Here is a 26,360-nt window from a genome sequence, read left to right on the forward strand (position 1 = left end):
TTCGGCCGCCTCAAAGACTGGCGCCGCGTCGCCACCCGCTACGACCGCTGCCCCACCGCCTTCTTCTCGGCCATCGCCCTCGCCGCCACCGTCATCTTCTGGCTATGATCAATGAGTCCTGACCCTAGGCTCCAGTATCTTCACCGTGCCGATCAGGATTCCTGTCACTGGCACACGGAATGCGACGAGCTGATCTGGACCATGAGGGTGTTTGTGGACGGCCCCCCCGTCATCATCGGCGACCTCAGGTCGGTGTCACCGGAATGTCGGATCAAGTGGGTCGAACGGCTGGGCAGGGAAGCGGGCAATCCCGAACGCAAAAAGCGTGTTCTGACCGTCAAGCTTGCGCTGCCAGCGCAGCAGCGGCCGTTTCCACTTACGACCCACAACCTGCCACAATTGGTTGATCATGTGCGCGTACGCCTTCGCAACCAAGTGGCGGGCCATATCGGACGCATCCGACCACGTCCGTAATCTGGTCGAGCCGGGCCTGGGTCCAAGGTGACGTGGCGGATCGCCCTACTGCGTCGCCTGTGGGAAAGACCTGTATTTCGGGTAATGTCCGGGTTTAACGAGGCCACATGATAGCTGGGATTCCGCGCCCCGTCACGCTTGCTGCGTGCCTTGATCTGCCAGACATCGCAAATTGGAAAGCGGGTTCTACAGCGGTCAAATCCTGCCCCCGCAACCATCACAACATCAAAACCGTCTCAGGATACCCCGAGACGGCTTTTTTCGTGCGCTTTTCGCGGCAGCTTGGCTCCGAGTCGCGGCCGCTAAAGCGCCTCGTCGCCATCCGGTGGATGCCAGGACGGCGGTTTGCCTTTGGAAATATTTTCGTGGCTATCATGCCCGCCTCGGCAGGAGATACCCCCATGGCCCTCAAGGAGCTCGACGTCCGCGATCTCGCTGGTCGAGGGCGGCAGCAAGCCCAAGGCGTCGGATGACCTTCGAGGAGATGGTCCCAGCGTTCTGCGGACGATCAGACCTGAATCCCAGACGCAACGATCGTCAACACGGTCATGTCTCAGCAAACCCGCCTGCTGCGATCACAGGACAAGCGACAACGCCAGCACCATGGCCAGCGCGGTGAGCGATATGAGCGTCTCGCACACGGTCCAGGTGCGGACCGTATCCAGCACGCTCATGCCGAAATATTCCTTCACCAGCCAGAAGCCGCCATCGTTGACATGGCTGAACACCACCGAACCCGCTCCCGTGGCGATGACGAGCAACTCCGGACGAACGGTCGACGTGACGGCGATGGGGGCGACGATCCCTGCGGCGGTTGCCATGGCGACCGTGGCGGAGCCGGTGGCGATGCGGATCACCGCGGCGATGAGCCAGGCTAGCACCAGGACCGGCACATGCCACTGCCCGGCGAATGCGACGATCGCCGCGGACGCACCGCTATCGGTCAGGACCCGACCGAAGCCCGCGCCCACGCCCACCACGAGGGTGATCATCGCCGTAGGCCCCAGGCATTCGTTGGTGAAGTGCTGGATCGTATCCAGGCTCAGCCCGCGCGCTAGGCCCAGCGTCCAATAGCTTACCAGCACTGCCGCCAGCAGCGCTACGACCGGCGAGCCGATGAACTGGAGGATGGGCGCGATCGCTGACGTCGCGATCGGTCCGGATGTTCCCAGGCTGCCGATCAGCATCAGAAGTACGGGGAGCAGCAGCGTCGCGACCGTGATCCCGAACGGTGGCAGCGATGCCGCCGGTTCTCCATCGCGCGCGGGGGCGGGCCTCGTCGTCGGACCCAGTTGGGGAACGATCAGCCGCGCATAGAGCGGCCCCGCAATCGCGGCGGTGGGAATGCCGATCACCGCCGCCAGGAGCACGGTCAGGCCGATATCGGCGTGATAGGCCTGGGTCGCCAGCATGGCCGCCGGATGCGGGGGGACCATGGCGTGGACGACCGAGAGCCCGGCGGCCATCGGCAGCCCCAGGCGCAGCGGATGCTGGCCCAGCCGCTGCGCCACGACCAGGATGATGGGCACGAGGAGGACGAACCCGACCTCGAAGAATACCGGCAGCCCGACGATCAGCGCGATCGTCATGGCGGCCCAGTCCGCCCGGCGCTGGCCAAAGGTTCGGATGACGGTATCGGCGATCCGGCCCGCGCCGCCGGATTCGATCATCATCTTGCCCAGGATCGTGCCCAGCCCGACGACCAGCGCGATATGACCGAGCGCCCCGCCGACCCCGGCCTCGAACCCCTTGACGATCGTCCCCGCCGGAATGCCGGTCGCGAGCGCAAGGCCGAGCGACACGAGGATCAGCGCGATGAACGGGCTCAACCGCACCCGAACGATCAGCAGGATCAGGATCGCGACGGCCGCGGCCGCCTCGACCAGCAGCAGGGCGCCAGGGCTCACTTAGGGCTGCTTCCAGGCGACGCAATCCACCTCGACCTTGCAGTCGACGACCATCTGCGAGACGACACAGGCCCGTGCCGGGGGATGGGCCCCGAAATATTCCTTGAAGATGCGGTTGAACGACATGAAGTCGCGTGCATCGTCCAGCCACACGCCGCAGCGCACGACATGTTCCGGCCCATATCCGGCTTCCTCCAGGATCTTCAGGACGTTGCGGATCGCCTGATGGGTCTGGGGGACGATGCCGCCGTCGATCACCTCGCCGTCGACCATCGGCACCTGACCCGAAACGAATAGCCAGCCATCGGCCTGTACGGCGCGCGCGAAGGGCAGATGCTGTCCGCCGGTGCCGCTGCCGCCCTCGACGCCGAAGCGCTTGATGCCGTCCGTCATCACGATATGTCCTTTCCGTTGAAATCTTGCTTAGTGCCTGGGCGGCGAAGCATTCGCCCGCCGCGCGCGCCCGTGACGCGCCCTTGCTCCATCGTCGCGACGCCGTTGACCCAGACGCCCAGCACGCCCTCCGCCGGTTGCCGGGGATCGTCATAGCTGGCGCGATCGGCGATCCGTTCAGGGTCGAACAGGACCAGGTCGGCGGCCAGGCCGGGACGGATATAGCCGCGATCGGCCAGCCCCACGCGGTCGGCGGCAAGCCCCGTCATCTTGCGGATCGCGACCGGCAAGGTCAGCAGCCCGCGCGCCCGGACGTAATGAGCGATCACGCGCGGGAAGCTGCCCCAGAGCCGGGGATGGGGGCGCGGATCGCAGGGCAGGCCGTCCGAGCCGACCATGGTCAGCCGATGGGCCAGGATGCGGTCGACATCGCGCTCGGCCATGCAGTGATAGACCGCCCCGGCGGGTTGCAGCCGTCCCGCCGCCTCGACCGGGTCGACGCCCCATTCCTCGGCGATGTCGCTTAGCATCCGACCGGCCTGTCCCGGTTCCGGATCGGACCAGCTGATCATGATCGGCGTTTCCGGGACCACTTGTCGCGGATCGAGCGTCGAGGAACTGGCGGTATAGGGATAACAGTCGCACCCGACCGGATGAGCCTTCGCCGCCTGCTCCAGCCGGTCGAGAATCTCTTCGCTGCGTCCATATTGAGGGGCGCCCGCGCATTTCAGGTGCGAGACGATCAGTGGCGCCGCGGCGTCGCGTGCGATCGCGACCGCTTCGTCGATCGCGTCCAGGATGGCCGCACCTTCGCTGCGCAGATGGGTGGCATAGAGCCCGCCGGTATCGCGCAGCGCCCCGGCGACCGCCATGACCTCCTGCGTCGACGCGTGCCCGGCATTGGCATAAGCAAGCCCGGTCGACAGGCCGAAGGCCCCTGCGGCGAGCGCCTCAGCCAGGTCCGCGCGCATGGCCCGGCACTCGTCCTCGGTCGCCTCGCGGTCCAGCCGGTCCAGATGCCGCGCGCGCAGCGCCGTGTGACCGACCAGTGCGACGATATTGGTGGCAGGTCGGGCCGCATCGACCGCCTCTGCATAGGCCGCGAAATTCTCATACCGAAAGGCCTCGGATGTCCCGAGCAGGATCATCGGATCGGGCAGCGCGGGGCCGGTGGCCCGGCCCGTCCCGGCGCTGATCCCGCAATTGCCCACGACGACCGTGGTGATGCCCTGGGTGATCTTCGGCAGCATGGCCGGGGCGGTGATCGCGACCAGATCGTCATGGGTGTGCGCGTCGATGAAGCCCGGCGCCAGCGCCAGGCCACGCCCGTCGATCGCACCGTCGGGTACCAGGTCGGACGCTGGATCGACCGAGGCGATACGGCCGTCCAGGATCGTCACGTCGCCGGGATGACCGGGGCTGCCAGTGCCGTCATAGATCGTCGCGCCGACGATGCGTGTTCGTGTCATGATGCGCCTTTCCCGGGCTCGAACGTCATGATGGATAGGCCGCCCGGATCGGTGAGCGGATGCGTATCGGGAGAATGAGAGTGAGCGCGCAGGGCATGGAACTGAACAAGGGCGTGGGCATCGTGGACCGGCCCTGGAACCTGCTGGCCGGCGACGTGCCCTGGCCGGCCGCCGTGCTTAGCGAGTCGCGCATTGCGCATAACCTGGGGTGGATGCGCGACTTCATCCAAGCCTATGGCCTGGCGCTGGCACCGCATGGCAAGACCACCATGGCACCTGCGCTGTTCCGCCGTCAGCTGGATGCGGGCGCCTGGGGCGTCACGGTCGCAACCGTTCAGCAGGCGCGGGTCGCCGCGGCGCATGGCGTGGCGCATATCCTGATCGCCAACCAGGTGGTCGGCGCGGCGAATGTCGCGATGCTGGCGGAGATGGCGGCACGGCCCGATCTGGATATCATGTGCCTGGTCGACAGCGTGGCGGGCGTCGATCTGCTGGGTCGGGCCTGTCGCGCAAGCGGGGCCACGCTCGACGTGCTGGTCGAACTGGCGCCCGAGCCGGACCAGCCCGGCCTGCGCACCGGTGTGCGGACCGAGGCCGACCTGACGGCGGTGATCGACGCGCTGGACCAGTGGCAGGGCGCGCTGCGGCTGGCCGGCGTCGAATTCTACGAGGGCGTGCTGCCCGATGAGGCGGAGGTGCGGCGTTTCGTCCGCCGCGCCGTGGCCGTGGCGGCACGGCTGGTGGCCGAGGGGCGGGTGGAGCGGGTGCCCGCCATCCTGACCGGCGCGGGTTCGGCTTGGTATGATGTCGTGGCCGAGGAAAGCGCGGGGGTGGTGCGCGACGGCGTCGTCCAAGTGCTGCTGCGCCCCGGCTGCTATATCAGCCATGACGACGGCCTGTACCGGGTCGCGCAGGAGGGGATATTGCGCCGCAATCCGGTCGCGCCGGGACTGGGCGAGCCGCTGCTGCCGGCACTGCGCATCTGGGCGGCGGTGCAGTCCATTCCCGATCCGGCGCGCGCGGTGGTGGCGATGGGCAAGCGCGACGTGGCGTTCGACGCCGGACTGCCGCGTCCCGCCACCCTGTTCCGGCCCGGACGCGACACCCGCCCCGGCGAGGCGCCCGGGCATTGGGAAGTGACCGGTCTGATGGACCAGCATGCCTATCTCGCCATCGCCCCGGGCGACGATCTGGCGGTGGGTGACGTGCTGGCCTTCGATATTTCGCATCCCTGCCTGACCTTTGACAAATGGCGCCATATCCTGGTCGCCGACGACGATCACCGCGTGGTGGACGTCATCGAGACCTTCTTCTGAAGTCCGACCTACCGGGTCAGCAGGCCGATCTCCGCGATGGCGAGCCGCGTCTCGCCATTCGCGGTCCGGGGGAAGGCGATCTCGATATAGCGACCGCGATGCGGGCGACTGAAGATCAGGCGCTGCGGCGCCTGGTTGGCGGCGATGTTGGAGAATTCCCCCGCCTCCTGCACCGGCCCGGCCAGGACCGGGTCGTCGCCGATCCGCACCGTCCAGGCCGCCGGATCGCCCGCCCCCTGGGGGGCGTGCCAGCCGGGCTTCAGGACGAAGCCGCGCATGGTCACGCTGCGGCCCAGGTCTATCGTCACCGAGCAGGGCTTGCCGTCCATGTCGACCAGCGGCGCGACCCAGTCGGTCCGGTTCAGCTCGTCGATCAGCCTTTCGGCCTGGGGTGCGCTGGCGCGAACGATCCGCCAGTCGCTCTTGCGGATGTCGAAGTCGCGCCGCCCGACGGTGCTGACCGCCCCGCTCGCCAGATGGATGCCGATCGCCTGGACCGTCCCGCCATCGGGCAGCGGGAAGGGGGCCGTGTACCGGGCCGACGCGGCGCTGGGTGTGCTGCCGTCGATCGTATAGGCGATGGCCTGACCCGGCGCATCGCTGGTCAGCGTCACCAGCCCCTCCCGGTCGCGCGTGATGTGCGGCGGTTCGAGGAGGACGGGGGCGAGATAGACGCCGAACTCGGTGATCGCGGGCTCGGCGGTGGCGGCGACGATCCGCAGGCGGACGTGGCGGGCCGAGACGGGGGCGTCGAGCCGGACGACGCGTTGCGATCCGATCCCCTGCTTGGCCACCACTTCGCGCCAGCCCCCGGCCTGGGTGATATCGACCGCGAACCGGTCGACCCGCAGGCCCAGTGGCAGATGTTCGGCCAGACGGACCACGTCGAACGTCTTCGCCGCACCCAGGTCCAGCGTCAGCATTGGCGTCATGGTCCCATCGGCGCTGGTCCAGAAGCTGTCCGGTTTTCCGTCCAGCACATGAGCGGCCGGATGACCCGGTCGCGCGCTGCTGGCCGAGGCGGCGGCCCCGCGTGCGAGGTCGGTGGCGTACATGTCGCGCACCGCCTTGCCGAACGTGGCGAGGTTGCCGACATCCTCGTCCGTAATCCGCCCGCGCGTATCGGGCGCCAGGTTCAGGAGCAGCCCGGCGCTGCGCCCCACCGTATCGAAATAGATCTTCATCAGATTGGCCGGGCTGCGGCTCTGGCCATCTTCATAGGCGTGCCAGAACCAGCCATAACGGGTCGAGACATCGGCCTCGGCAGGCCACCAGACCGAGCCGCCACGCACGCCCGCATTGCCCTTTTCCGGGGTGAAGCCCTTGTCGTCCATCGTCGCCCAGCATGGATCGCCCGCTTCGCCCTCCTCGTTGCCGACCCATCGCAGGTCGGCGCCGACAGGATCGAAGGTGCAGGCCATGGGCTGGAGTTGGTGGACGAAGTCGATGATCGACGGCCAGTCATAATAGGGGACCGCGTCGATCTTCCGCATTTCGCGCGCGCCGCCATAATAGCCGTCACCGCCATTCGCGCCGTCGAAGAACACCTCGTAGATCGGCCCGTACCGCGTCAGGAGCTCGCGCAACTGGTTGCGGAAGAAGGTGATATAGGCCGGGCGTCCATAGTCCGGATGGTTGCGATCCCAGGGCGACAGATAGATGCCGAATTTCAGGCCCTGGCGACGACAGGCCTCGGCCAGCTCGCCGACGATATCGCCCTTGCCGTTCTTATAGGGGCTGTTCTTGACGCTGTGCTCGGTAAAGGCGCTGGGCCAGAGGCAGAAGCCGTCATGATGCTTGGCGGTGATGATCAGGCCGCGCAGATTGGCCGCCCGGGCGGCGCTCACGATCTGGTCGGCGTCGAAATCCCTGGGGTTGAAGATCGCGGGGTCCTCGTCGCCATAGCCCCATTCGCGATCGGTGAAGGTGTTGATCGTGAAGTGGACGAAGGCGTTCTGCTCCATCCGGTGCCAGGCCAGCTGCCGCGCGGAGGGCGTCGCGCCATAGGGCTTCAGGGCGCGCGCGGCCGGTTCGGCCAGTGCCCGTCCCGGCAGTGTGAGGGTGGCGGCCGCCAGGGCGATGGCATCGCGGCGCGAGGGGCGGGGGGAAGCTGTCACGCAGGGTCCTTCATGGTCAGTCGCACCGTGTCGATGCCGTAGAGCGGGCCGCCGATCGGCGGGGCGATCGTCAGGCACAGGTCGCTTTCGGGCTGGTGGCGTGGAAGTGGGGCGGACAGGGTGAAGCGGTTCGCGCTCCGGCCCGGATCCGGCAGCGGCATCGATGCCAGGACGGGACCGTCGCAGCCCTGACCATGCACCATCAGCGTGCCGAACTGGCTGGGCGTGTAGCGCCACACGACCTGTTCGCGCTGCTCCTGGCGCAGCGCGAAATTGCGGGGCAGGCGGCCGATCGTCACCGCGATCCCGTCGACCCGGTCGAGCGGCGCGGCCTTGTACGTCCAGCAGGGGTTGAAGATGTTCATGCTGTGGGCGGGGCCATTGCCGGTCGCATCGCGGGTCAGCGGCAGGCGCAGCAGGATGCCGGGACCGGGGCAGGGGATCAGTTCCGCGCTCGACCGCTGGAGCAATGCGGCCGAGGCGGTGTCGAAGGTCCGGACCGCGGCGAGCGGGCGGCCGTCCGGGGCGAAGTCGGTGGCGCGCAGGACCGTGCCCGGCATGACCGTCACCGGCGTGGTATAGGCGCGAGAACGGGCGGTCGGCGCGGTCCCGTCGGTCGTGTAGCGGATCGTGCCATAGGGGGCCTGGCGCGTCATGGCGACCGACACCCTCGGTCCGCGCCACGCCGCCCCGACCCCGCCGACCACCGCGAAATCGACCGCGAAGGCGCTGTCCGCGGCGGCGATCCCCTGCCGGGCATAACGGTTCATCTGCGGATCGAGCCGCGCCAGGAAGTCCGGCCAGTCGCGTGCATCGGCGGGGGACCAGCTCATCTCCGCCAGTGCGGCCAGACGCGGAAACAGCGCATGTTCGCGCTGTTCGGGCGTCACCATATATTCGGCCCAGAGATTGGCCTGCGCCCCCAGCACATGATGAACCTTCGACGCCGCGATCGCCTTGGGCAGCGGGTCATAGGCGTAGACATCGGCCAGCGTCTGGACCTTCATCCGGCCGGGCGGTTCGTCACTGCGCGCGCTTTGCAGATTGTCGAGATAGAGGACCGGGCCGGGCGAGAGGACCACGTCATGGTCCATATTGGCCGCCTCGATCGCGCCCTTTTCCCCCCGCCACGACATGACCGAGGCCGATGCGGGCAGGCCGCCCTCCAATATCTCGTCCCAGCCGATCAGGCGACGGCCATGGCGGGCGAGATGCTGGCCGAGCTGCTCGACGAACCAGCTCTGCAACCGCTGTTCATCGGCGATCCCCAGGGCTCGCATCTTCGCCTGTACGGCGGGCGATGCCCGCCACTGATCCTTCAGCGCCTCGTCGCCCCCGATATGGATATAGGGGGAGGGGAAGATCGCCATCACCTCGTCCAGGACGTTCCGGACGAAGTCCAGGCTCTGGTCGCTGACATCGAACAGATAGGGATTGATCCCCCAATCGCCCGACACGGGCGGACGATCGCCCAGCACGCCGACTTCGGGATAGGCCGCGATCGCGGCCTGGGCATGGCCGGGCAGGTCGATCTCCGGCACGATCGTCACCGCCCGCGCGGCGGCATAGGCGACGAGTTCGCGAAGCTCGTCCTGCGTATAGAAGCCGCCATAGCGGTCGGTAGCGGCGCCGCGCCATGCCCCGATCCGGGTGAGTTCGGGATAGCGCTTGATCTCGATCCGCCAGCCCTGGTCGTCGGTCAGGTGCAGTTGCAGCCGATTGAGCTTGGCCTGCGCCATCATGTCGATGACGCGCTTGATCGACGGGATCGGCTGCATGTGGCGCGCCACGTCGAGCATGACGCCGCGCCAGACGAAGCGGGGGGAATCCGCGATCGTCATCGCCTCGACGGAGACCGCCGTGCGGAAGCGCGCATCTGGCGTGAGCAGCTGAGCGAGGGTCATCGCGCCATAGAGCAGTCCGGCATCGCTCGCCGCCGCGATCCGGATGCCTGCCGCCCCGACGTCGAGCCGGTATCGTTCGTCGCCGGCCGGGGCCTGCCCGGATCGCACGAAGCGGATCGGGCCGTCACCGCCCTCCACCACGGTCAGGGAAAGACCGCGCGTGCGGGCAACGATCGCCGCCATCTGGCGCGCGGCGTTCATCGCGCCGGCATCGCCCATGGGCACGACGATGCGGGCGTCCGCCGCGATCCGGAAGCGGCCGGTACCCATTGTCAGATGGGCCGGGCGGGGCAGGAGCGACGCCACCGGGCCGGCGGCGGTCAGCACCATCGCCGCCAGCGCGAGCAGGCCTCGCGTCGCCCGGCGCCCGGCCGAGCGCGACCGCTTCCGTCGCCCTTGCGGACGCTCGGGCGACGGGCCGGTCATCAGAAGCGCGTCGTCGCGGCGATCGAGATCTGCCGCCCCAGCGTGTCGTAACGCTGCGGGATCGTGTTGCCGCGCGACAGGGCATAGTCATAGGTGTTGGTCATGATCGGCTGCTGACGATCGAAGATGTTGTTGACCGCCGCCGTCAGGGTCAGCCGCTTGGCGATGTTGAAGGCCAGCGCGAGGTCGAAGTAATTATAAGGCGGAATGCGGGTGAAATCCGACACCGCGGTCGACGGCTTCGAGTTCGGACCGCCATTCTGCCCCGCCGTCGTCCCGTCGATATACCGCCAGGCGAGCGAGGCGGAGAAGCGCTGTCCTGCCGAGGAATAGGTCGCCCGGACGTTATGGACCCAGCGCGGTGCAGGCTGCGAACAGGAACCGCCGAAATAGCCGACGCAATTGGTCCGCGGCTGATTGACGGCGGTCTGTCCGCCCTGATCGGTGGCCAGCGTGCCGTTCATCAGCAGGTCGACCTTGCCAGCCGCCTCGCCCAGCGGGACCGAATATTGCGCCTGGAAGTCATAACCGCTGGCGAACAGGCGATAGGCGTTCAGGTTGCCGCCCTGAATATAGCCCGCCGTGCTGCTGGTGCTCGTCAGCTGATAGGTCGTCGGGTCGCGCACGAGGCGGCTGCAATAATAGGGATCGCCGGTGATCGCGCAGCCATCCACCGCGAAGCTGGCGCCCAGATAGCTGATGACGTTGTTGACCTGGATCTTGTAGCGATCGACCGACAGGCTGAGGCGCGGGATGAAGCGCGGGGTGAACACGAAGCCGAAGGTCGTGGTCCGTGCATCCTCGGGGCTGATCGGCACGCCGTTGTTCCGCTGGCGACAGACATCGTCGATGCAGCGGATGCTTCCGGGGATGCCGGCGGCGATGCCATTGCCGTAAAGATTGTCGGGCAGGCCGGTCAGTCGGCATGCCTCGCGGCTGGCACGTGGGGCGACCCCGTTGATGCTGGCGCAGGGATCGACGATCGTCGCATTCTGGAAGCCCACCGTCTGGTTCGCCTCGCGCAGGCCGGGGGCGCGGGCGGCGCGGTTGCGGCCGAAGCGGAAGGTGATGTCCTCGCTCGGCGAATAGACCGCCTCGACCTTCCAGGTGTTGAACGTCTCGGGACTGGTGCTGTACTTCGACAGGCGATAGCCGCCATTGACCTGCAACAGCTTGATCAGCGTGACATTCTGCACCAGCGGAAGCTGGGCCTCGACATTGCCTTCGACGACGTCCTGTTTCGGGAAACGGTCGGGAACGCCGCCATAGACCTCGATGAACCGGGCATTCTGAAGCCCGCGCTCCTCCTGCTTGCGATATTCCGCGCCGAACGCCAGCGCGAGGCCCTGTTCGGCCAAGGGCGAGCGGATGCCGTAACGGGTCAGGTCCGTCGTCAGATTGGCGGTGACGTCATAGAATTTCGCGCGCAGATCGCTGACGCCCAGGCCTTCGTTGAACAGATAGTTGCTGAGCGCCGCGCTGCCGGGATTGTTGGCGACGAACACGTTGAGCGGCACGCAGGACGGATCGGTGCCGTTGACCACCGACCGACAGGTGGGCACGCCGTTCACGTTCACGACGTCGAGTGCGCGATTGACCTTGGCCGTGACCGGATTGCCGCCGGGCTGCCAGAGCTGGCGGCTCTCGTCATAGACACCGCCGACATCGTAGTGCCAGCCTTCCGCGATCTCGCCCCGGATCGAGGCGTTGATCCGCGTCTCGGTGTTGGTGAAGGTCTCCTTGTCGCGGTCGCCCGCCAGGCCGGGGAAGCCATATTGGACGCCCAGCGGCGCATAGACCGCCGTCCCCGCTCGCGTGCCGCAGATGGTCTGCGCCTGCGACGCCGAGAGGAAGGGGTTGTCGCAATTGACCTGATAGCTGCCCTGGACATAGGGGCCGTAGAGCAGGTTGGCCGACTTGTCACGCAGGTGCATCACGCCGATCGAAATCTCGGCAGCAGGCGACGCCTTGTAGTTGATGAACCCACCGGCATTATACCGCTCATAGCCGCGTGCGGCCAGTCGATCGCCCTGATTGGCATAGCCCGGAATGGTCGAGGCGGGCGCGAAGACGCCCGGGCTGCCGGTGACGTTGGAATAGCTGGCGCCGTTCGCGGTCAGCGTTCCGTTGGGTGAGGCTGCGGTGACGCCACAGATCAGGTTGTTGACGCGCAGCGGATTGCCGGTGTCGCGGCGAAGCTGGCATCCCGACGCGTCGCGGTCGCGGAACAGGATTCCATCGGCCGTGCGATAGGTCCCATAGACTGAGATGTTCAGCCGGTCGTCGAGGAAATTATGGCCATAGGTCACGCTCAAATCGGCGCGGCCGCCGCCATTCGTCAGGCCGCGCGGCGTGGTGATGCCGTAACGCTGCGCGACGGGTGTGGAGACATTGTCGCGATTGAGGTGATTGTAGAAACTGTAGTTGGCCGACAGTTGCAGCCCGGTGAAATCGCGCTTGATGACATAGTTCACCACGCCCGCAATCGCGTCCGAACCATAGACCGACGACGCACCACCGGTCAGCAGGTCGATACGCTCGACCAGCGACACGGGGATCAGGTTGATGTCGACCGATTCCGTACCGGCGATGCGCTGTCCGTTGATCAGTGACAAGGTACGGTTGAAGTCGAGACCGCGCAGCTTGACGCCGCGCTGCCGGCCGTTGCTCTGCTGGTAATTCTGCTGCGCGTCCGGCTGGACTTGGCCCAGGCGGTTGGTCACCTCTTCCAGATTGACCGCCCCCTGCGCCTTGATCTCGGACGCGGTGATCGAGGTGATCGGGCTGGCCGACTTCAGGTTGGGGCGGACGATGCGGGTGCCGGTGACGACGACATCGCCGCCGCCCGAGGCCTGGGGCGCCGGGACTTCGCCGGCAATCACCGCCTCGCGCTGCTGCTCGCCCGCGCCGGTCTGGCCGACGGTGTTGAGCCCGGCGGGGCTCAGCCCGGCGGCGCGGGCCGCCACGACATAGACGCCCTGCTGCGTCCGCGACGCGCTGAAGCCGCTATCCCGCAGCAGCCGGTCAAGCGCGGTGGTGGCGGGCATGGTGCCCGACACGGCGGGCGAGCGGCGGTCGGCGAGCCGGGGCTCGTCGAACACGATCTGGATCCGCGCCTGATGCGCCAGCGTCCGCAGCGCCTGGCCCAGCGGCTGGGGCCGGACATCCACCTTGACGACGTTCTGCTGTGCCGCCGCCGGTGCCGCCATCAGCCCGGCCGTCATCGTCGCGGTCGCCAAGGCCATCGCACTGACGCGTGACGCAATGGTACCAAACCCACTCCAGTTCGACATATCGCCCCCCATTTTTGGTTACAAGGATATGACGTTCACGGATCGGAAATACTCAGGATACCCCCCAAAAAAATTCGATCATGTCGCGGGGACGAGATTCCGCGGCTCGAAATTGGTAATATCCGTCCCGCCGCGCGGTGCGAGAAGGATCGACCCCCGCGACGGGACCGCGCGGACCGGGAAGGCTGCGACGACACCTTGCAGGAAGGCGTCGATATCCCCGGCGTTGAATACGCCGCTGATGCGGATGTCGGAGGCTTCGGGCGTGACGACGATCGGCTTGCCGATATTGTAGCGATTGACCCGTTGCACCGCGATCAGCAGCGGTTCGTCGGCAAAGGACAATTGTCCGCCCTCCAGCCGATCGCTGACCGCCGCGTTCCGCAGGGTCGCCAGCGGCGTGTCCGTCGACACGATCAGTTCCTGGCCCGGGGTCAACGCCTGTTCGGCGGTTTCCCGCGTGCCGCGCACCGTGGCGAATTGCGGCGCCGGTCCTTCGGCGGCATTGCGCAGGACCGCGACACGCCCCTCATACAGCGCCACGCGGACCTGATCGGACAGGCGCTCGATCGAGAAGGCGGTGCCGACCGCCACCACCATGCTCTTGCCGCTGGTCACGGCAAAGGGGCGCAGCGGGTTCTTGGCGACCTTGAAGCTGGCGCGGCCGTGATCGAGCGTCAGTTCGCGCCGGTCTTCCGTAAAGCGGACGCGGACTCCGGTATCGGCGTCGAGCATCATCGTCGATCCGTCGGCCAGGATGACGGTCCGCCGCTCGCCGATGCCGGTTTCGTAATAGCGGGACGGCGCATGCAGCATCACGGCCAGGCCGACGACCAGCAGCACGACCGCGGCGGCGGCCATCCATCCGATCATGGGGACATGCCGGACGCTCCAGCGCCGCGCGCCAGCCAGTTGCACCGCGCCCAACGCCTGCCTGCGCAACGCCAGCAATTCGGGGGCAAGGGCAAGATCGTCCAAGCCGCTCCACATGCCGCGCGCGCGCTCGAACCGCTCCGAATGCACGGGATCGGCGGCCAGCCAGGCCGAGAAGGCCTGTTGATCCTCGGGGCTCAGCGGCGCTTCGTGAAGCCGCAGGCACCAGGCGATCGCGTCATCGTCGATCTTTTCCGTCCGATCCCGCGTCATTGCACGCCTCCCAGGTCGCGGAGCAGCGTTCGCATGGCGGTCGCGATATGTTTTTCGACGGCGCTGACCGATATGCCGAAGGCATCGGCGATCGCTTTGCGCTGCATGCCTTCCAGGCGGTAGAGTATGAAGATGTGACGTGTCCGTTCTGGCAGGCCGTTCAGGATCCGCGCGACCTGGACGACGCTTTCCCGCGCCTCCAGCGTCCGCGCCGCATCCAGCCGGTCGATATCGCCGTCCGACAGCATCTCGCCATGCTGATACCGGGTGCGGACGCTTTCGCGACGATAATGGTCTTTGACCAGATTGGCCGCGATACGAAAGATATAGGCTTCGGGATTATCCACGACATGCTGCGGTCCCGAGGCGAGGCGACAGAACAGGTCCTGGGTCAGATCCTCGGCAAGGGACGCGTCGCGCAGGCGCCGCTGGAAGAACGCCATCAGCGCCGGACGAAGCCGGTTGGACAGCTCCAGCAGGTTGCTGGGCATGGCATGCGGTTGTGTTTGGCCCGTTCCCATAGCCATTAGACGTGCGGCCCCCCGAAACGCACATTAGCCCAGCGCAATATTCGGCGCACTAGCCAAGGGTTGCGGCCATTCCGTGACGGCTCGCATGGTCTGATCCGGCGCTGCGCAGCCGGTATCGGTGTGCTTTGGGATAGTGAACGAACGATCGGAAGCCTGGCGCTTTAAAAGGTGGCCAAGGCCTTTGGTCGTCAGGGCGGTGCGTTATGCGTCCGGTCGCAACGCTCCGCATGAGCCGCGATGCGGTACCCTTTCAAACTTCGCGGTGACGCTCGGAGGAACGGGAAGGCACGATACCGCCTTCCCGTTCATCACTAGGGGCCGCCGAGCGCACCCCTTGTCCGATGGCCGCGCGCCGATATCGGTCAGCCGTCAGCAGAATACCGGTTCCTGACGGAGCCGTTCGGATCAGCGCGCTGACGGGCGCCGACAACGGCTATGCCGCGTCATGGTCGGGGACGTGCTGTGCCATCAAGGGTCATGCGACGATAATCATTTGCACCCGGCGCATAACCGCTTAGACGGCGCCATCCCCGGGGAGCCGCTGATGCGCGGTTGAGAGATGGGCAGCAGCCCATGACCCGCTGAACCTGATCCGGATGATACCGGCGTAGGGAGGGTCCGCGGCTTCTTCGTCGTCCCTCCGTGTGAAGTGGACGAAGAGACGATGCCGGTTGAGATTTCGCGCGATCATACCAAGGTCCGCCATGCCATCCTGATGCTGTCTGCCGCCTGGGCTGTTCTGCCCATGGCGGTATCGGCGCAGCAGGCCTCCAATGCCTCGGCCGACATCCGCGTGATCGGCCACCGCGATCCCGAGGGCCTGCTGCCCGACCAGACCGAGCCCAAGGCGGTGAGCGAGGTGGCGACCGACTTCATCGTCAAGCAGGCGCCGACCCAGAACGCCTTTCAGCTCGTGAACCTGTTGCCCGGCGCGAACATCGCCTCCAGCGATCCTTACGGCCTCTCGACCAGTTCCAGCCTGACGTTGCGCGGCCTGGGCCAGGACGAGATCGGCGTGCTGATGGAGGGCGCGCCGCAGAACGATATCGGCTATTATTATGCCTATCCGTCGCAATTCGCGGATACCGAGAATCTGCGCCGGATCGCGATGGCGCCGGGATCGGTGGATATCGCCGCGCCGACCGTCGTGGGGGCGGGGGGCCTGTTGTCGCTGACGCTCGACGCCCCCAAACCGGCGCGGCAGCTGCTCGCCGACCTGGCGCTCGGTTTCTATGATCTGCGCCGCGTCTTTGTCCGGGTCGATACGGGTGAGATCGGGAATAGCGGCCTGAAGGCGTTCGTCTCCTATTCCAATACGCGCGCGGACAATTGGCGCGGCGCGGGCTTCGATACGCGCCAGCATGTCGATGCCAAGCTGCTGCGCGAATGGGGGAATGGCAACCGCGCCAGCCTGGCCCTGTCGTATAACGACGCCAATTCCTCGGCTTACCCAAGCCCGACGCTGGCGGAGTGGCAGGCCCAGGGGCGCGGGTTCAATTACGATACGCGTTATACGCCGGGCGATACCAGTTACTGGGAATTGTACCGCGCGCCGTTCCGCAACCTCTATGCTTCGGCGCCGGTCCATCTGGTGCTGAACGACCGGCTGACCTTCGACGGCACCAGCTATCTCCAGTTCGGCTATGGCAACTCGCCCTATGGCACCCAGCTGACGACGACCAACAATTTCCTGGGCGCCGAGGAACTGGCCCAGCCGATCGCCTTGCCCGGCGCGGTGGACGGGGTGGCGACGGTGCTGGGCAACTATACCGGCGACCAGATGCGTCTGGGACAGGTCGCGAGCCTGACCTTGCAGGCCGGTATCCACCGGCTGACGGCGGGGCTGTGGTTCGATTACGGCGCCGACCGGGTGACGCAGACCTATACCGCGGTCGATGCCGATGGCCGTCCCGCCGACCGCTGGGGCTATCGTGCCCGTGCGATCCGCACCGCCGATGGCCGCCTGCTCGCCTATGAGAACCAGCGCACCGTCACCGTGACGAAGAGCGTCTTCCTGGCCGACAGCATCGCGCTGACCCCGCGCCTGACGGTCGATATCGGGTTCAAGGGCGTCGATCTGCTGCGCAATGGCCGCAACTATCTGCCGGGCCCGCAGAGCCAAGTTCGCCGCGACAGTTTCGTCGCCCTGCCGCGCGCGGCCGTTCATTACGCCATCGACGACCGGCAGCAGCTGTTCGCCAACATCACCACCAATTTTCGCGCGCCCAACGAATTCACGCTGTACGACAGCTATTATGGCGGAGTCGTCTCGACCCGCGGTACCAACGCGCTCAAGAACGAATATTCGCTCTCGCAGGAACTGGGCTATCGCTATATCGGCCCCAGCCTGTCGGCGTCCGTCACCGGCTTCCACTATAAATTCCGCAATCGTCAGCTTGCGACCGTGGTCGACAGTGGCGGCGCGCTGGTCAATTCGACGCTGAATGCCGGGGGGCAGACCTCCTACGGCGTCGATGGCGAGATCGACTATCGCCCGGCCAAGGGCGTCAGCGTCTATGTCTCGGGCGAATATCTGCGCGCGCGGATCGACGACGACCTGCCGGTGGGCGCGGATTATCTGCCGACGCGGGGCAAGCGCGCGGTGTCGAGCCCGACCTTCCAGGTCGGCGGCGGCGGTACCTATGACGACGGGCTGTTGTTCGGCAGCATCGCGGGCAAATATGTCGGCCGCCAATATGCGACCTTCATGAATGACGAGAGCATAGCGGGCTATGCCACGCTGGACCTTTCGGTCGGTGTGCATCTGGCGAACTGGCTCGACGGCAAGCGGACCGACCTGCGCCTGAATGCGATCAACGTCACCAACCCCCATGTCCTGGCGGGGGTGCAGTCGCTGACGACCAACGCCCGGGACACGGTCGGGCGAGGTGGCACGGTCATCGCGGGCAATGCGCCGACCTATTATATCGGCGGCGGTGCGGCGGTCGTCGCCACCGTGTCGCGCGCTTTCTGAGCATGAGCGGCGCGGGCGATCCGGCCGGGGAACACCGGGTCCATGGCATGGGGCTGGCCATGGAGGCCCCCACCTGGCCGGCGATCACGCGCGACGAAGCGGCGGCAGTGCTGGCCCGTTTTCCGGGCCATGCCGCGATCGAGGCGCTGCACTGGCATTCGCCGCGCCCCTTTTCCGCCGCGACGCTGATCCGGACGAGCGATGGCGTGCTGTTGCTGAAACGGCATGACCGCCGGGTGCGCAGCGTTGCGGGACTGGCCGAGGAGCATCGCTTCATCGCCCATCTCGCGGCGGCCGGAATGCCGGTGCCCGAACTGCTGCGCACCGGAGAGGGGGCGAGTGCGGTCGCGTTGGGCGAAGGGACCTATGAGCTGCACCGTCAGGCGCCGGGGGAAGACCTGTATCGGGACCAGCCGTCCTGGACGCCGTTTCGATCCCACGACCATGCCGTCGCGGCCGGGGCCGCACTGGCCCGGCTGCACCGGGCCGCGCATGGCTTTGACGCCCCCGCGCGCGCCGTGCAGCCGCTGGTCGCGAGTTTCTCCATTCTGTCGGCCACCGATCCGCTGGCGGCGGTCGAAGCCTATGTCGACGCACGCCCCGCACTGGCGGCGTTTCTGGCGAAACGACCATGGCGGCGGCCATTGGCGTCGCTCTTCGCCGCATGGGGCGAAGGACTGGCGCCGCGCCTCGCCCATCAAACGCCCTTGTGGACCCATAATGACTGGCATCCCTCCAACCTGCTCTGGACGGCGGACGGCGGGGTCGCGACCATATTCGATTTCGGGCTCGCCGACCGGACCTGTGCGGTCCACGATCTGGCCACCGCGATCGAGCGGACCGCCTTTGCCTGGCTGGCGCTGGGGGAAGGTCGGGACGATGCCATCGCCGACCCCGCCGCCGCCCTGGCCCTGATCGCGGGCTATGAGCGGATCAGCCCGCTCGATGCCGTGACGAAGGTGGCGGTCGTCCGGCTCCTGCCCTTGGTCCATATCGAATTCGCCTTGTCCGAGATCGACTATTTCGCGGGGGTCGTCGACGATCCCGACGCGGCCTTGCTGGCATGGGACGGGTATCTTCTGGGCCATGCGGCATGGTTTCAGTCCATGGCCGGGCGCGATTTCCTCGCTCGCCTGCGCGAGGGGCTGGGCCTGTCATGACGCCGCTGGAGATCGCGGCGGTCGCCATCAGCTTTCTGGCGATCTGGCTGACGGCGCGGCGCAACATGCTGTGCTGGCCACTGAACCTCGTCGCCTGCGCGCTTTACTTCAAGCTGTTCCTGGACGTGCGGCTTTATGCCGACATGGCGTTGCAGGCGGTCTTCGCCCTCGGCATCGCCTATGGCTGGATCGTCTGGCGCCGCAGCAGGGCCGACACCGGCGCGGTCGTCGTGAAGCCCTTGTCCCGCACCAAGGCCGTGGCGGGACTGATGACGGGCGCGCTGGGGGCGCTGGCCATCGGGTGGTTCACCAGCCGCCATACCGATGCGACGCTGCCCTGGCTGGACGCGACGCTCAGCAGCTTCAGCCTCGTCGCGCAATATTGGACCGCGCGGCGGCACCGGGAGAACTGGCTGCTCTGGATCGCGGTCGACATCGTCTATGTGGGCATGTTCATCTTCAAGGGCCTGATGCCGACCGCAGCGCTGTACGCGGTGATGATCGGGCTTGCGGTCATCGGCTATCGGGACTGGCGGCGCGATGCTCCTGCCGTGTGAAATCCGCCCTTAGACCACCCGGACATCCGCCTCGCGGAACAGCGCCTCCGCTTCGTCGATCGTCGTCCCGCCCTGTATTGGCATGCCGATCGCCCGCGCGTGTTCCTTCAGGATCACCGCCTCGAAACCTTCGCGCCGGGCATCGAGGGCCGACCACGCGACGCAAAAGTCATAGGCCAGTCCGACGAAGACGCAGCGCCGAACCTGCTTGTCGCGCAGATAGCCCGCCAGGCCCGTCCGCGTCGTCCGGTCATTCTCGAAAAAGGCGGAATAGGAATCCACCGCCGGGTTATAGCCTTTCCGGATGATGAGGTCGGCGCGGTCGATCGCGGCCTGCACGAGGGGATGAAATGCGGCGCCCGCCGTCCCCTGGATGCAGTGATCGGGCCACAGGACCTGCTCGCCATAAGGCATCGTCACCCGGTCGAAGGGTTGCCGGTCGGGATGGCTGCTAGCGAAAGACAGGTGCCCTGCGGGGTGCCAGTCCTGCGTGACGACGACATGCCGGAAGCGCAGGGCCAGCGCGCCGATCCCCGCCATGATCTCGTCCCCTCCCGCCACGGCCAATGCGCCGCCGGGGCAGAAATCATTCTGCGGATCGACGATGATAAGGGCGTCCGACCCGGTGAAGGTCTCTTCTGCTGTGAACGGCTCGATGCCCATCCCCGTCTCCCTTGCAAGCCGACGCGCTTTAGGACGACCGGCACCCGATGGCCAGCGTCGACAGGACAGGGCAATGGCAGCGCCGGATGCCTAGCGGTCCTGGGACGGGGCGCCCCCCAGTGCCTTCACCAGCGCGATGCTGGCGCGCGCCCGGTCGGTCTCGACGCCGATCAGCGTGCGCTGCGCATCGAGCGCGGCGGTCTGTGCGGTGACGACCTCCAGATAGTCGGACGCGCCGTCGCGATAGCGGGTCAGGGCCAGGTCGCTGGTCCGTGCCGCCGCCTGCGCCGCATCGCGTTGGTCGACCGCCTGGGCCGCCAGATAGCGGTTGGCGGCCAGCGCATCCTCGGCCTGGCGGAAGGCGGTGAGGACGGTCGTGCGATAGGCGGCGGCCAGCTCGTCATATTGCGCGCGCGACAGGCGGACCTGGGCGTGACGGCGCCCACCGTCGAACAGCGTCAACAGGCTGGTGACCGGGCCCAGGCCCCAGAAACTGTTCGGTGCGGACAGCAGCGATCCGTTGGTGCTCTGCCACCCGCCCGACAGGCCGAGCGTCAGCGAGGGGAAGAAGGCGGCGCGCGCCACCCCGATCCGCGCATTCGCGGCATAGAGCCGCCGCTCCGCCGCCGCGATATCGGGGCGGCGCTGTAGTAGTTCGGACGGCGTACCGGCGGGAACGGGGGGCGCCAGCGGCGGCTGGACCCGGGGCGCGATCGTGAAGTCGGACGCGGTCGCCCCGGTCAGCGCCGCGATCTCATGCTCGGTCGCGGCGCGCGCATTGGCGATGGCAGAGATCTGCGCCCGCGCATTGGCCAGCACGGTACGCGCGCGGTTGACGTCGATGCCGGAGACGATGCCGCCGTCATGGCGCGTCACCGTCAGGTCATAGGCGCGACCGAACGCCTCGGCCGAGCGCTGCAGCAGGTCGGCCTGCGCATCCAGGCCTCGCAGGCGGGCATAGGCGTCCGCCACCGCCGCCTGAAGGCTGAGCCGGGCGGAGGCGAGGTCCGCGCCGCTGGCCACGACTTCCGCGCGCGACGCCTTCACGCCGTCGCGGATGCGGCCCCAGAGATCGACCTCGTAACTGAGCGAGCCGCCGAGCACGACATTGTCATAGGTGACGGCACTGCCCTGGCTGAGCGGTCGATCGGCCGACACGCGCTGGCGCCCTGCCTGTCCGTTGACGCCGACCTGCGGGAACAGGCCCGACTGGTCGATCCGCGCCTCTGCCTGTGCGGCATCATAGCGGGCGAGCGCATCGGCCAGCGTCGGGCTGGCGCGTTCGGCACGATCTTCTAAGTCGTTCAGCACCGGGTCGCCGAACGCGATCCACCAGGGCCCGCGCGGCTGGCCGTCGAGCGGGGTGGCGGCGGTCCATCCTGGCGGTGTCGCCGTTTCCTTGAAGGCGGGCGGTACGGTGCTTACTGGCGGGTGATAGGCGGGCGCCAACGAGCACCCCGCCAGCGCCAGTGCCAGCACGATCGGGGCGGCGAGCGGTTCAGCCCGCATGGTCGCTCTTCCCGCCCGGCGCGGTGGCGGACTGAATGCGGACCCGGTCGCCGCTGCGGATCGCATCGGGCGGCGAGTCGACCACGGCGTCTCCCGCAGCCAGCCCCTTGGAAATGACGACGGTCTTGCCCTGGTCGCTGGCGATCGTCACCGGCTTCACCGTCACGCGCCCGCCGCGATCGACCACCGCGACGCTCGGCCCATCATTGCCATAGAGGATCGCACTGCCGGGCAGGATCAGGCCGTTGCCGCCGCCCGCCCCGACATGAAAGGCGACCTGGGCATAGGCGCCGGGTTTCAGTGCACCGTCGGGATTGGCGGCCTGCAGCTCGACCAGGACGGCACCCGACTGCGCATCGACGGCTTGCGCGCTGCGCACCAGCGTCGCGGGGAAGCTGGCTTGCGGATATTCGGGCACGGACAGGGTCGCCGCCATGCCGGGATGCACCTGCGCCGAATAGCCCTGCGGCACGCGGACATAGATGCGCATCCGGCGCACGTCGGAAATGGTGAAGAGCGGCTGAGCGGCGGCGTTTCCGGCGACGACCAGCTGGCCGATCTGCGCGGCGCGGCTGGTGACGACGCCGGCGAAGGGCGCGCGCAGCCGGGTGAAGTCCTGCAACGCCTGCAACCGGCGGACATTGGCGAGCGAGGCCTTGGCCAGCGCCGATTTGGCGGCGAGGTCGCCCGATTTCTCGTCCGCCTCCTGCCGCGACACCGCGTCCTTGGCGAGCATGGTGTTCCACCGCGTCGCGGTCGAGGCGGCGAGATTGCGGTTGGCGAGCGCGGTCTGATAATCGGCCTGCGCCTGGGCAAGCTGCTGGTCCACCTCCGGCGCGTCGAGGATGGCGAGCGTCTGGCCGGTCTGCACATGGTCGCCGATATCGGCCAGCCAGCGGCGGACATAGCCATTGGTGCGCGCATAGATGGCCGCGCTGTTCAGCGCCTGGATATTGCCGGGCAGTACCAGCGCATTGCTGTCGCCGCCGGCTTTGGGCCGGACCACCGCGACGCTGGGCAGGGCGGTTTCGGCCGCCGTGCTGTCGAGCACGCGGTTCGCGTTCATCCGGTTCGCGGTGCCGAACCCGACGACGGCGATCGCGAGCACGGCGGCGCCGATGCCGACCTTCTTCATGGTGCCGGGGCTTGGGGCGGCCGCCTCTGCCTCGGCGGAGAGCGACTTGATATCGGTCTGGTCAGACATGGCTGGGCTGGATTTCCACGGAAGGGGAAGGGGCCACGGCGCGCTTGCGGTGGACGAAGGCGAAGATGGTCGGGACGAAGAACAGGGTGGCGATGGTGGCACAGACCAGGCCGCCGATCACCGCGCGGCCGAGCGGCGCATTCTGCTCGCCGCCATCGCCCAGGCCCAGCGCCATCGGCGCCATGCCGATGATCATGGCAAGCGCGGTCATCAGCACGGGGCGGAACCGGACCATCCCGGCCTGCAGCGCCGCTTGCGTCGCATCGCCCAGCGCGGCGAGCTGTTCGCGCGCGAAGCTGACCACCAGGATCGAATTGGCCGTCGCGACCCCCATGCACATGATCGCGCCGGTCAGGGCGGGCACGGACAGGGTCGTGCCGGTGGTGAACAGCATCCACACGATCCCGGCAAGGGCGGCGGGCAGGGCGGTGATGATGACGAACGGGTCGACCCAGCTCTGGAAATTGACGACGATCAGCAGATATATCAGCACGATCGCCCCGAGCAGGCCGAAGCCGAGCCCGGCAAAGGCGGTGTTCATCGTGGCATATTGGCCGCGGATCGTGACGCTGGCGCCCTTGGGCAGCTGTCCCGAGAGCGAGGCGATGGCCCGCTGCACGTCCCCCGTCACCGCACCCAGGTCGCGTCCCTGCGTCGCTGCATAGATGTCGAGCACCGGCTGGATGTTGTAATGCGAGACGACGGGCAGCGTGCTCGAGCGATGGATCGCCGCGACGCCGCCCAGCGGCTGCGGCGTACCCGCGCTCGCGCCGGAGACGGGGACATTGGCCAGGTCGCTCATGGATCCTACCAGATATTCGGGCGCCTGCGCGACGACCGGATAGGACACACCCGACTTCGGATCGACGAAGAACACCGGCGCGGACTGCGACGTGCCCGCCAGCGAGCTGGACAGGCTGGTCGTCACGTCGTGCTCGGTCAGCCCGTACTGGCCGATGCGCGAGCGATCGACATCGACGTCGAGCTGGGGCGAGCGACCCGGCTGCTGGATGCGCGCATCCGCCAGGCCGGGGATGGTCGCGACCTTGGCGAGCAGCTTCTGCGCATAGGCGCGGTTCGCGTCCATGTCCTTGCCGCTGATCTGGATGTCGATGGGCGCGGGCGCACCGAAGTTCAGGATCTGGCTGGTGATGTCGGCGGGCAGGAAGGCGAAGCTGGTGCCGGGGAAGCGACGCGGCAGCTCGCGGCGCAGCGTCGCCACGATCTCGTCGGTCGGGCGATGCGTCTCGGTCAGCGTGATCAGGATGTCGCCGTCCTGCGGACCGATCGTGCCGCTATTGTTGTAGACCGTGTTGATCGAGCTGACCGGCAGGCCGATATTGTCGGCGACCGAGGCGATCTGCCCGGCCGGTGCCATCTGGCGCACGGCGCGGGTAATATCCTGGAAGCGCGCGGCGCTGTCCTCGATCCGGGCGCCGACCGGTACGCGGACATGCATCGCGATCTGCCCCGAATCGACATTGGGAAAGAAGTTGCGGCCGAGCATCGGTATCAGCGCGAAGGACAGCAGCACGACCGCCAGGAAGCCCAGCAGGAAAGGCTTGCGCGCGCCCAGCGCCCGCTGGAGCAGCCCGGCATAGGCCATGCGGACCCGCTCGAACCGCATTTCGAAGCCGCGCTGGAAGCGGACCAGCGGATTGCGCGATGTGGGCGAGCCCGCCAGATGCTCGTCCTCGCCCGGCGCGTGGGGCTTGAGCAGATACATGGCGAGCGTCGGCACCAGCGTGCGCGACAGGACGAAGGACGCGATCATCGCGAACACGACCGACAGCGCCATCGGCACGAACAGGAACCCGGCGACGCCGGGCAGGAAGAACATCGGCACGAACACGATGCAGATGCACAGCAGCGAGACGAAGGCGGGCGTGACGATCTGCGCCGCGCCGTCCAGGATCGCCTCCATCACGCCCTTGCCCTGTTCGAGGTGCCAGTTGATATTCTCGATCGTCACCGTCGCATCGTCGACCAGGATGCCGACCGCCAGCGCCAGGCCGCCCAGCGTCATCACGTTCAGCGTCTGGCCGAAGGCGGCGAGCGCCGCGACGGCGGCGAGCACCGCCAGCGGGATCGACAGGGCGATGATGACCGTCGACCGCCACGATCCCAGGAACAGCAGGATCATCAGGCTGGTCAGTGCGGCGGCGATCGCGCCTTCCTGCACCACGCCGACCACCGCGCCCTTCACGAACAGCGACTGGTCGCCGATGGGCAGCACCTTCAGCGTGTCGGGCAGGGTGGCGGCGATGGAGGGCAGCTTGTCCTTCACCCCCTGGACGATCGCCAATGTCGAGGTCGCGCCGTTCTTCAGCACGGTCAACAGCACCGAGCGGTTGCCCTCGACATGCACCACATTCTGCTGCGGCCCGCTGCCGTCGCGGACATGGGCGACGTCGCGCATATAGATGGTCGCGCCGTTGACTACCTTGACCGGCAGGTCGTTGAGCGCGTCGATCGTGTCGGGCGCGTTGTTCAGGCGGACGCTATACTGGGTCGGCCCGATCTTGACGAAGCCCGCCGGGTTGATCTGGTTCTGCGCGGCGATGGCGTTGCCGACATCCTGCGCCGACAGCCCCTTGGACTGGAGCGCCAGCGGGTCGATGTCGATCTGCACCTGCCGCTGCTTGCCGCCGGACGGATAGGGCATGGCAAGGCCCGGCACCGTGACCAGGGGCGGGCGGATCTGGTTCTGTCCCAGGTCGAACAATTGCTGTTCGGACAGCCCCTTGCCCGACAGCGCGAGCTGCAGGATCGGCACGGTCGAGGCGGAATAGTTGAGGATCAGCGGCGGCGTCGTGCCCGGCGGCAGCTGGCGCAGGATGGTCTGCGACACCGACGTCACCTGCGCGGTGGCGGTGCGGATGTCGGCGCCCGGCTGGAAATAGATCTTCACCACGCCGACGCCCTGCAGCGACTGGCTCTCGACATGCTCGATATCGTTGACGGTGGTCGTCAGCACCCGCTCATAGGGGGTGACGATGCGGTCCGACATGTCCTTGGGCGGCAGGCCGGAATAGGTCCAGGCGACCGCGATCACCGGGATGCGGATATTGGGAAAGATGTCGACTGGCGTACGCACCGCCGCCATCAGACCGACGATCGCGATCAGTATCGCCATGACGATGAAGGTCAGCGGCCTGTGCAGCGCGACCTTGACGATACCGATCATTCACGTCCCCTCATCCGGCCGTCGGACGACGCGCCGTCGAAAATCCTGTCTCTCCCGTGACGCGACGACGCAGTGCGACTGTCGGCGCGCGCATCTTCCCTTTCGCGCACCATCGCATCCGCGATCGCGGT

17 protein-coding genes, 1 pseudogene and 1 riboswitch are annotated in these 26,360 nt (G+C 67.4%); of the genes and pseudogenes, 5 read left to right on the forward strand and 13 right to left on the reverse strand.

Annotation, left to right across the window (positions count from 1 at the left end; genetic code table 11):
* Positions 1-108: pseudogene (locus tag QZ546_RS05350) on the forward strand (IS5/IS1182 family transposase); the annotation flags it as partial.
* 147 nt (positions 109-255) lie between these two features.
* Here QZ546_RS05350 and QZ546_RS05355 read toward each other — a convergent pair.
* From QZ546_RS05355 to QZ546_RS05370, 4 genes are all read right to left on the reverse strand, one after another.
* Entirely contained in the window at positions 256-411 is a 156-nt protein-coding gene (locus QZ546_RS05355; RefSeq protein WP_294235560.1) for a hypothetical protein, read from the reverse strand.
* Positions 412-1,049: 638 nt separating this feature from the next.
* Positions 1,050-2,381: a gluconate:H+ symporter gene (locus QZ546_RS05360; RefSeq protein ID WP_294235561.1), complete on the reverse strand. Its 1,332-nt coding sequence runs from the start codon at positions 2,379-2,381 to the stop codon at positions 1,050-1,052.
* Positions 2,382-2,774, reverse strand: coding sequence for a RidA family protein (locus tag QZ546_RS05365; protein WP_294235677.1), 393 nt, complete (start codon positions 2,772-2,774; stop codon positions 2,382-2,384). It lies immediately after the preceding gene.
* Entirely contained in the window at positions 2,774-4,243 is a 1,470-nt protein-coding gene (locus QZ546_RS05370; protein ID WP_294235562.1) for an amidohydrolase family protein, read from the reverse strand. The genes QZ546_RS05365 and QZ546_RS05370 overlap by 1 nt, the downstream gene beginning before the upstream one ends.
* A gap of 80 nt (positions 4,244-4,323) precedes the next feature.
* Here QZ546_RS05370 and QZ546_RS05375 point away from each other — a divergent pair, with 80 nt between their 5' ends.
* A complete protein-coding gene (locus QZ546_RS05375) occupies positions 4,324-5,559 on the forward strand; it encodes an amino acid deaminase (RefSeq protein ID WP_294235563.1) in 1,236 nt (411 codons plus the stop codon).
* 8 nt (positions 5,560-5,567) lie between these two features.
* Here QZ546_RS05375 and QZ546_RS05380 read toward each other — a convergent pair whose 3' ends face one another.
* From QZ546_RS05380 to QZ546_RS05400, 5 genes are all read right to left on the reverse strand, one after another.
* A complete protein-coding gene (locus QZ546_RS05380) occupies positions 5,568-7,676 on the reverse strand; it encodes an alpha-L-fucosidase (protein ID WP_294235564.1) in 2,109 nt (702 codons plus the stop codon).
* Entirely contained in the window at positions 7,673-10,006 is a 2,334-nt protein-coding gene (locus QZ546_RS05385) for a family 20 glycosylhydrolase (RefSeq protein WP_294235565.1), read from the reverse strand. The genes QZ546_RS05380 and QZ546_RS05385 overlap by 4 nt, the downstream gene beginning before the upstream one ends.
* Positions 10,006-13,251, reverse strand: a complete 3,246-nt coding sequence (locus tag QZ546_RS05390; RefSeq protein WP_294235566.1) for a TonB-dependent receptor — start codon at positions 13,249-13,251, stop codon at positions 10,006-10,008. Before QZ546_RS05390 ends, QZ546_RS05385 begins: the two co-directional genes overlap by 1 nt.
* A 126-nt stretch (positions 13,252-13,377) precedes the next feature.
* A complete protein-coding gene (locus tag QZ546_RS05395) occupies positions 13,378-14,445 on the reverse strand; it encodes a FecR domain-containing protein (protein WP_294235567.1) in 1,068 nt (355 codons plus the stop codon).
* The gene (locus QZ546_RS05400; protein WP_294235568.1) at positions 14,442-14,936 is read right to left on the reverse strand and encodes a sigma-70 family RNA polymerase sigma factor; all 495 of its coding nucleotides are present in this window, start codon (positions 14,934-14,936) and stop codon (positions 14,442-14,444) included. The genes QZ546_RS05395 and QZ546_RS05400 overlap by 4 nt, the downstream gene beginning before the upstream one ends.
* A gap of 560 nt (positions 14,937-15,496) precedes the next feature.
* A riboswitch (TPP riboswitch) is annotated at positions 15,497-15,606 on the forward strand.
* 84 nt (positions 15,607-15,690) lie between these two features.
* Between QZ546_RS05400 and QZ546_RS05405 the strand changes: the two genes are divergently transcribed.
* The 3 genes from QZ546_RS05405 to pnuC are packed head-to-tail and all read left to right on the forward strand — an operon-like array spanning position 15,691 to position 19,666.
* Positions 15,691-17,949, forward strand: a complete 2,259-nt coding sequence (locus QZ546_RS05405; RefSeq protein ID WP_294235678.1) for a TonB-dependent receptor — start codon at positions 15,691-15,693, stop codon at positions 17,947-17,949.
* Positions 17,950-17,951: 2 nt separating this feature from the next.
* Positions 17,952-19,109 carry a phosphotransferase gene (locus tag QZ546_RS05410; protein ID WP_294235569.1) on the forward strand — a complete coding sequence of 386 codons (1,158 nt, stop codon included), beginning with the start codon at positions 17,952-17,954 and terminating at the stop codon, positions 19,107-19,109.
* Entirely contained in the window at positions 19,106-19,666 is a 561-nt protein-coding gene (gene pnuC, locus QZ546_RS05415; protein ID WP_294235570.1) for a nicotinamide riboside transporter PnuC, read from the forward strand. Before QZ546_RS05410 ends, pnuC begins: the two co-directional genes overlap by 4 nt.
* A gap of 9 nt (positions 19,667-19,675) precedes the next feature.
* On the opposite strand, the gene pncA is transcribed toward pnuC, so the two are convergent.
* The 4 genes from pncA to QZ546_RS05435 form a co-directional block, all read right to left on the reverse strand.
* The gene (pncA, locus tag QZ546_RS05420) at positions 19,676-20,329 is read right to left on the reverse strand and encodes a bifunctional nicotinamidase/pyrazinamidase (protein ID WP_294235571.1); all 654 of its coding nucleotides are present in this window, start codon (positions 20,327-20,329) and stop codon (positions 19,676-19,678) included.
* A gap of 90 nt (positions 20,330-20,419) precedes the next feature.
* A complete protein-coding gene (locus tag QZ546_RS05425) occupies positions 20,420-21,838 on the reverse strand; it encodes an efflux transporter outer membrane subunit (protein WP_294235572.1) in 1,419 nt (472 codons plus the stop codon).
* Complete coding sequence (locus QZ546_RS05430) at positions 21,828-23,042, reverse strand: efflux RND transporter periplasmic adaptor subunit (RefSeq protein WP_294235573.1); 1,215 nt, start codon at positions 23,040-23,042, stop codon at positions 21,828-21,830. Before QZ546_RS05430 ends, QZ546_RS05425 begins: the two co-directional genes overlap by 11 nt.
* Positions 23,035-26,229: an efflux RND transporter permease subunit gene (locus QZ546_RS05435; protein ID WP_294235574.1), complete on the reverse strand. Its 3,195-nt coding sequence runs from the start codon at positions 26,227-26,229 to the stop codon at positions 23,035-23,037. Before QZ546_RS05435 ends, QZ546_RS05430 begins: the two co-directional genes overlap by 8 nt.
* Positions 26,230-26,360: the final 131 nt, after the last annotated feature.

The organism is uncultured Sphingomonas sp. (assembly GCF_913062585.1).
GTDB lineage: Bacteria > Pseudomonadota > Alphaproteobacteria > Sphingomonadales > Sphingomonadaceae > Sphingomonas.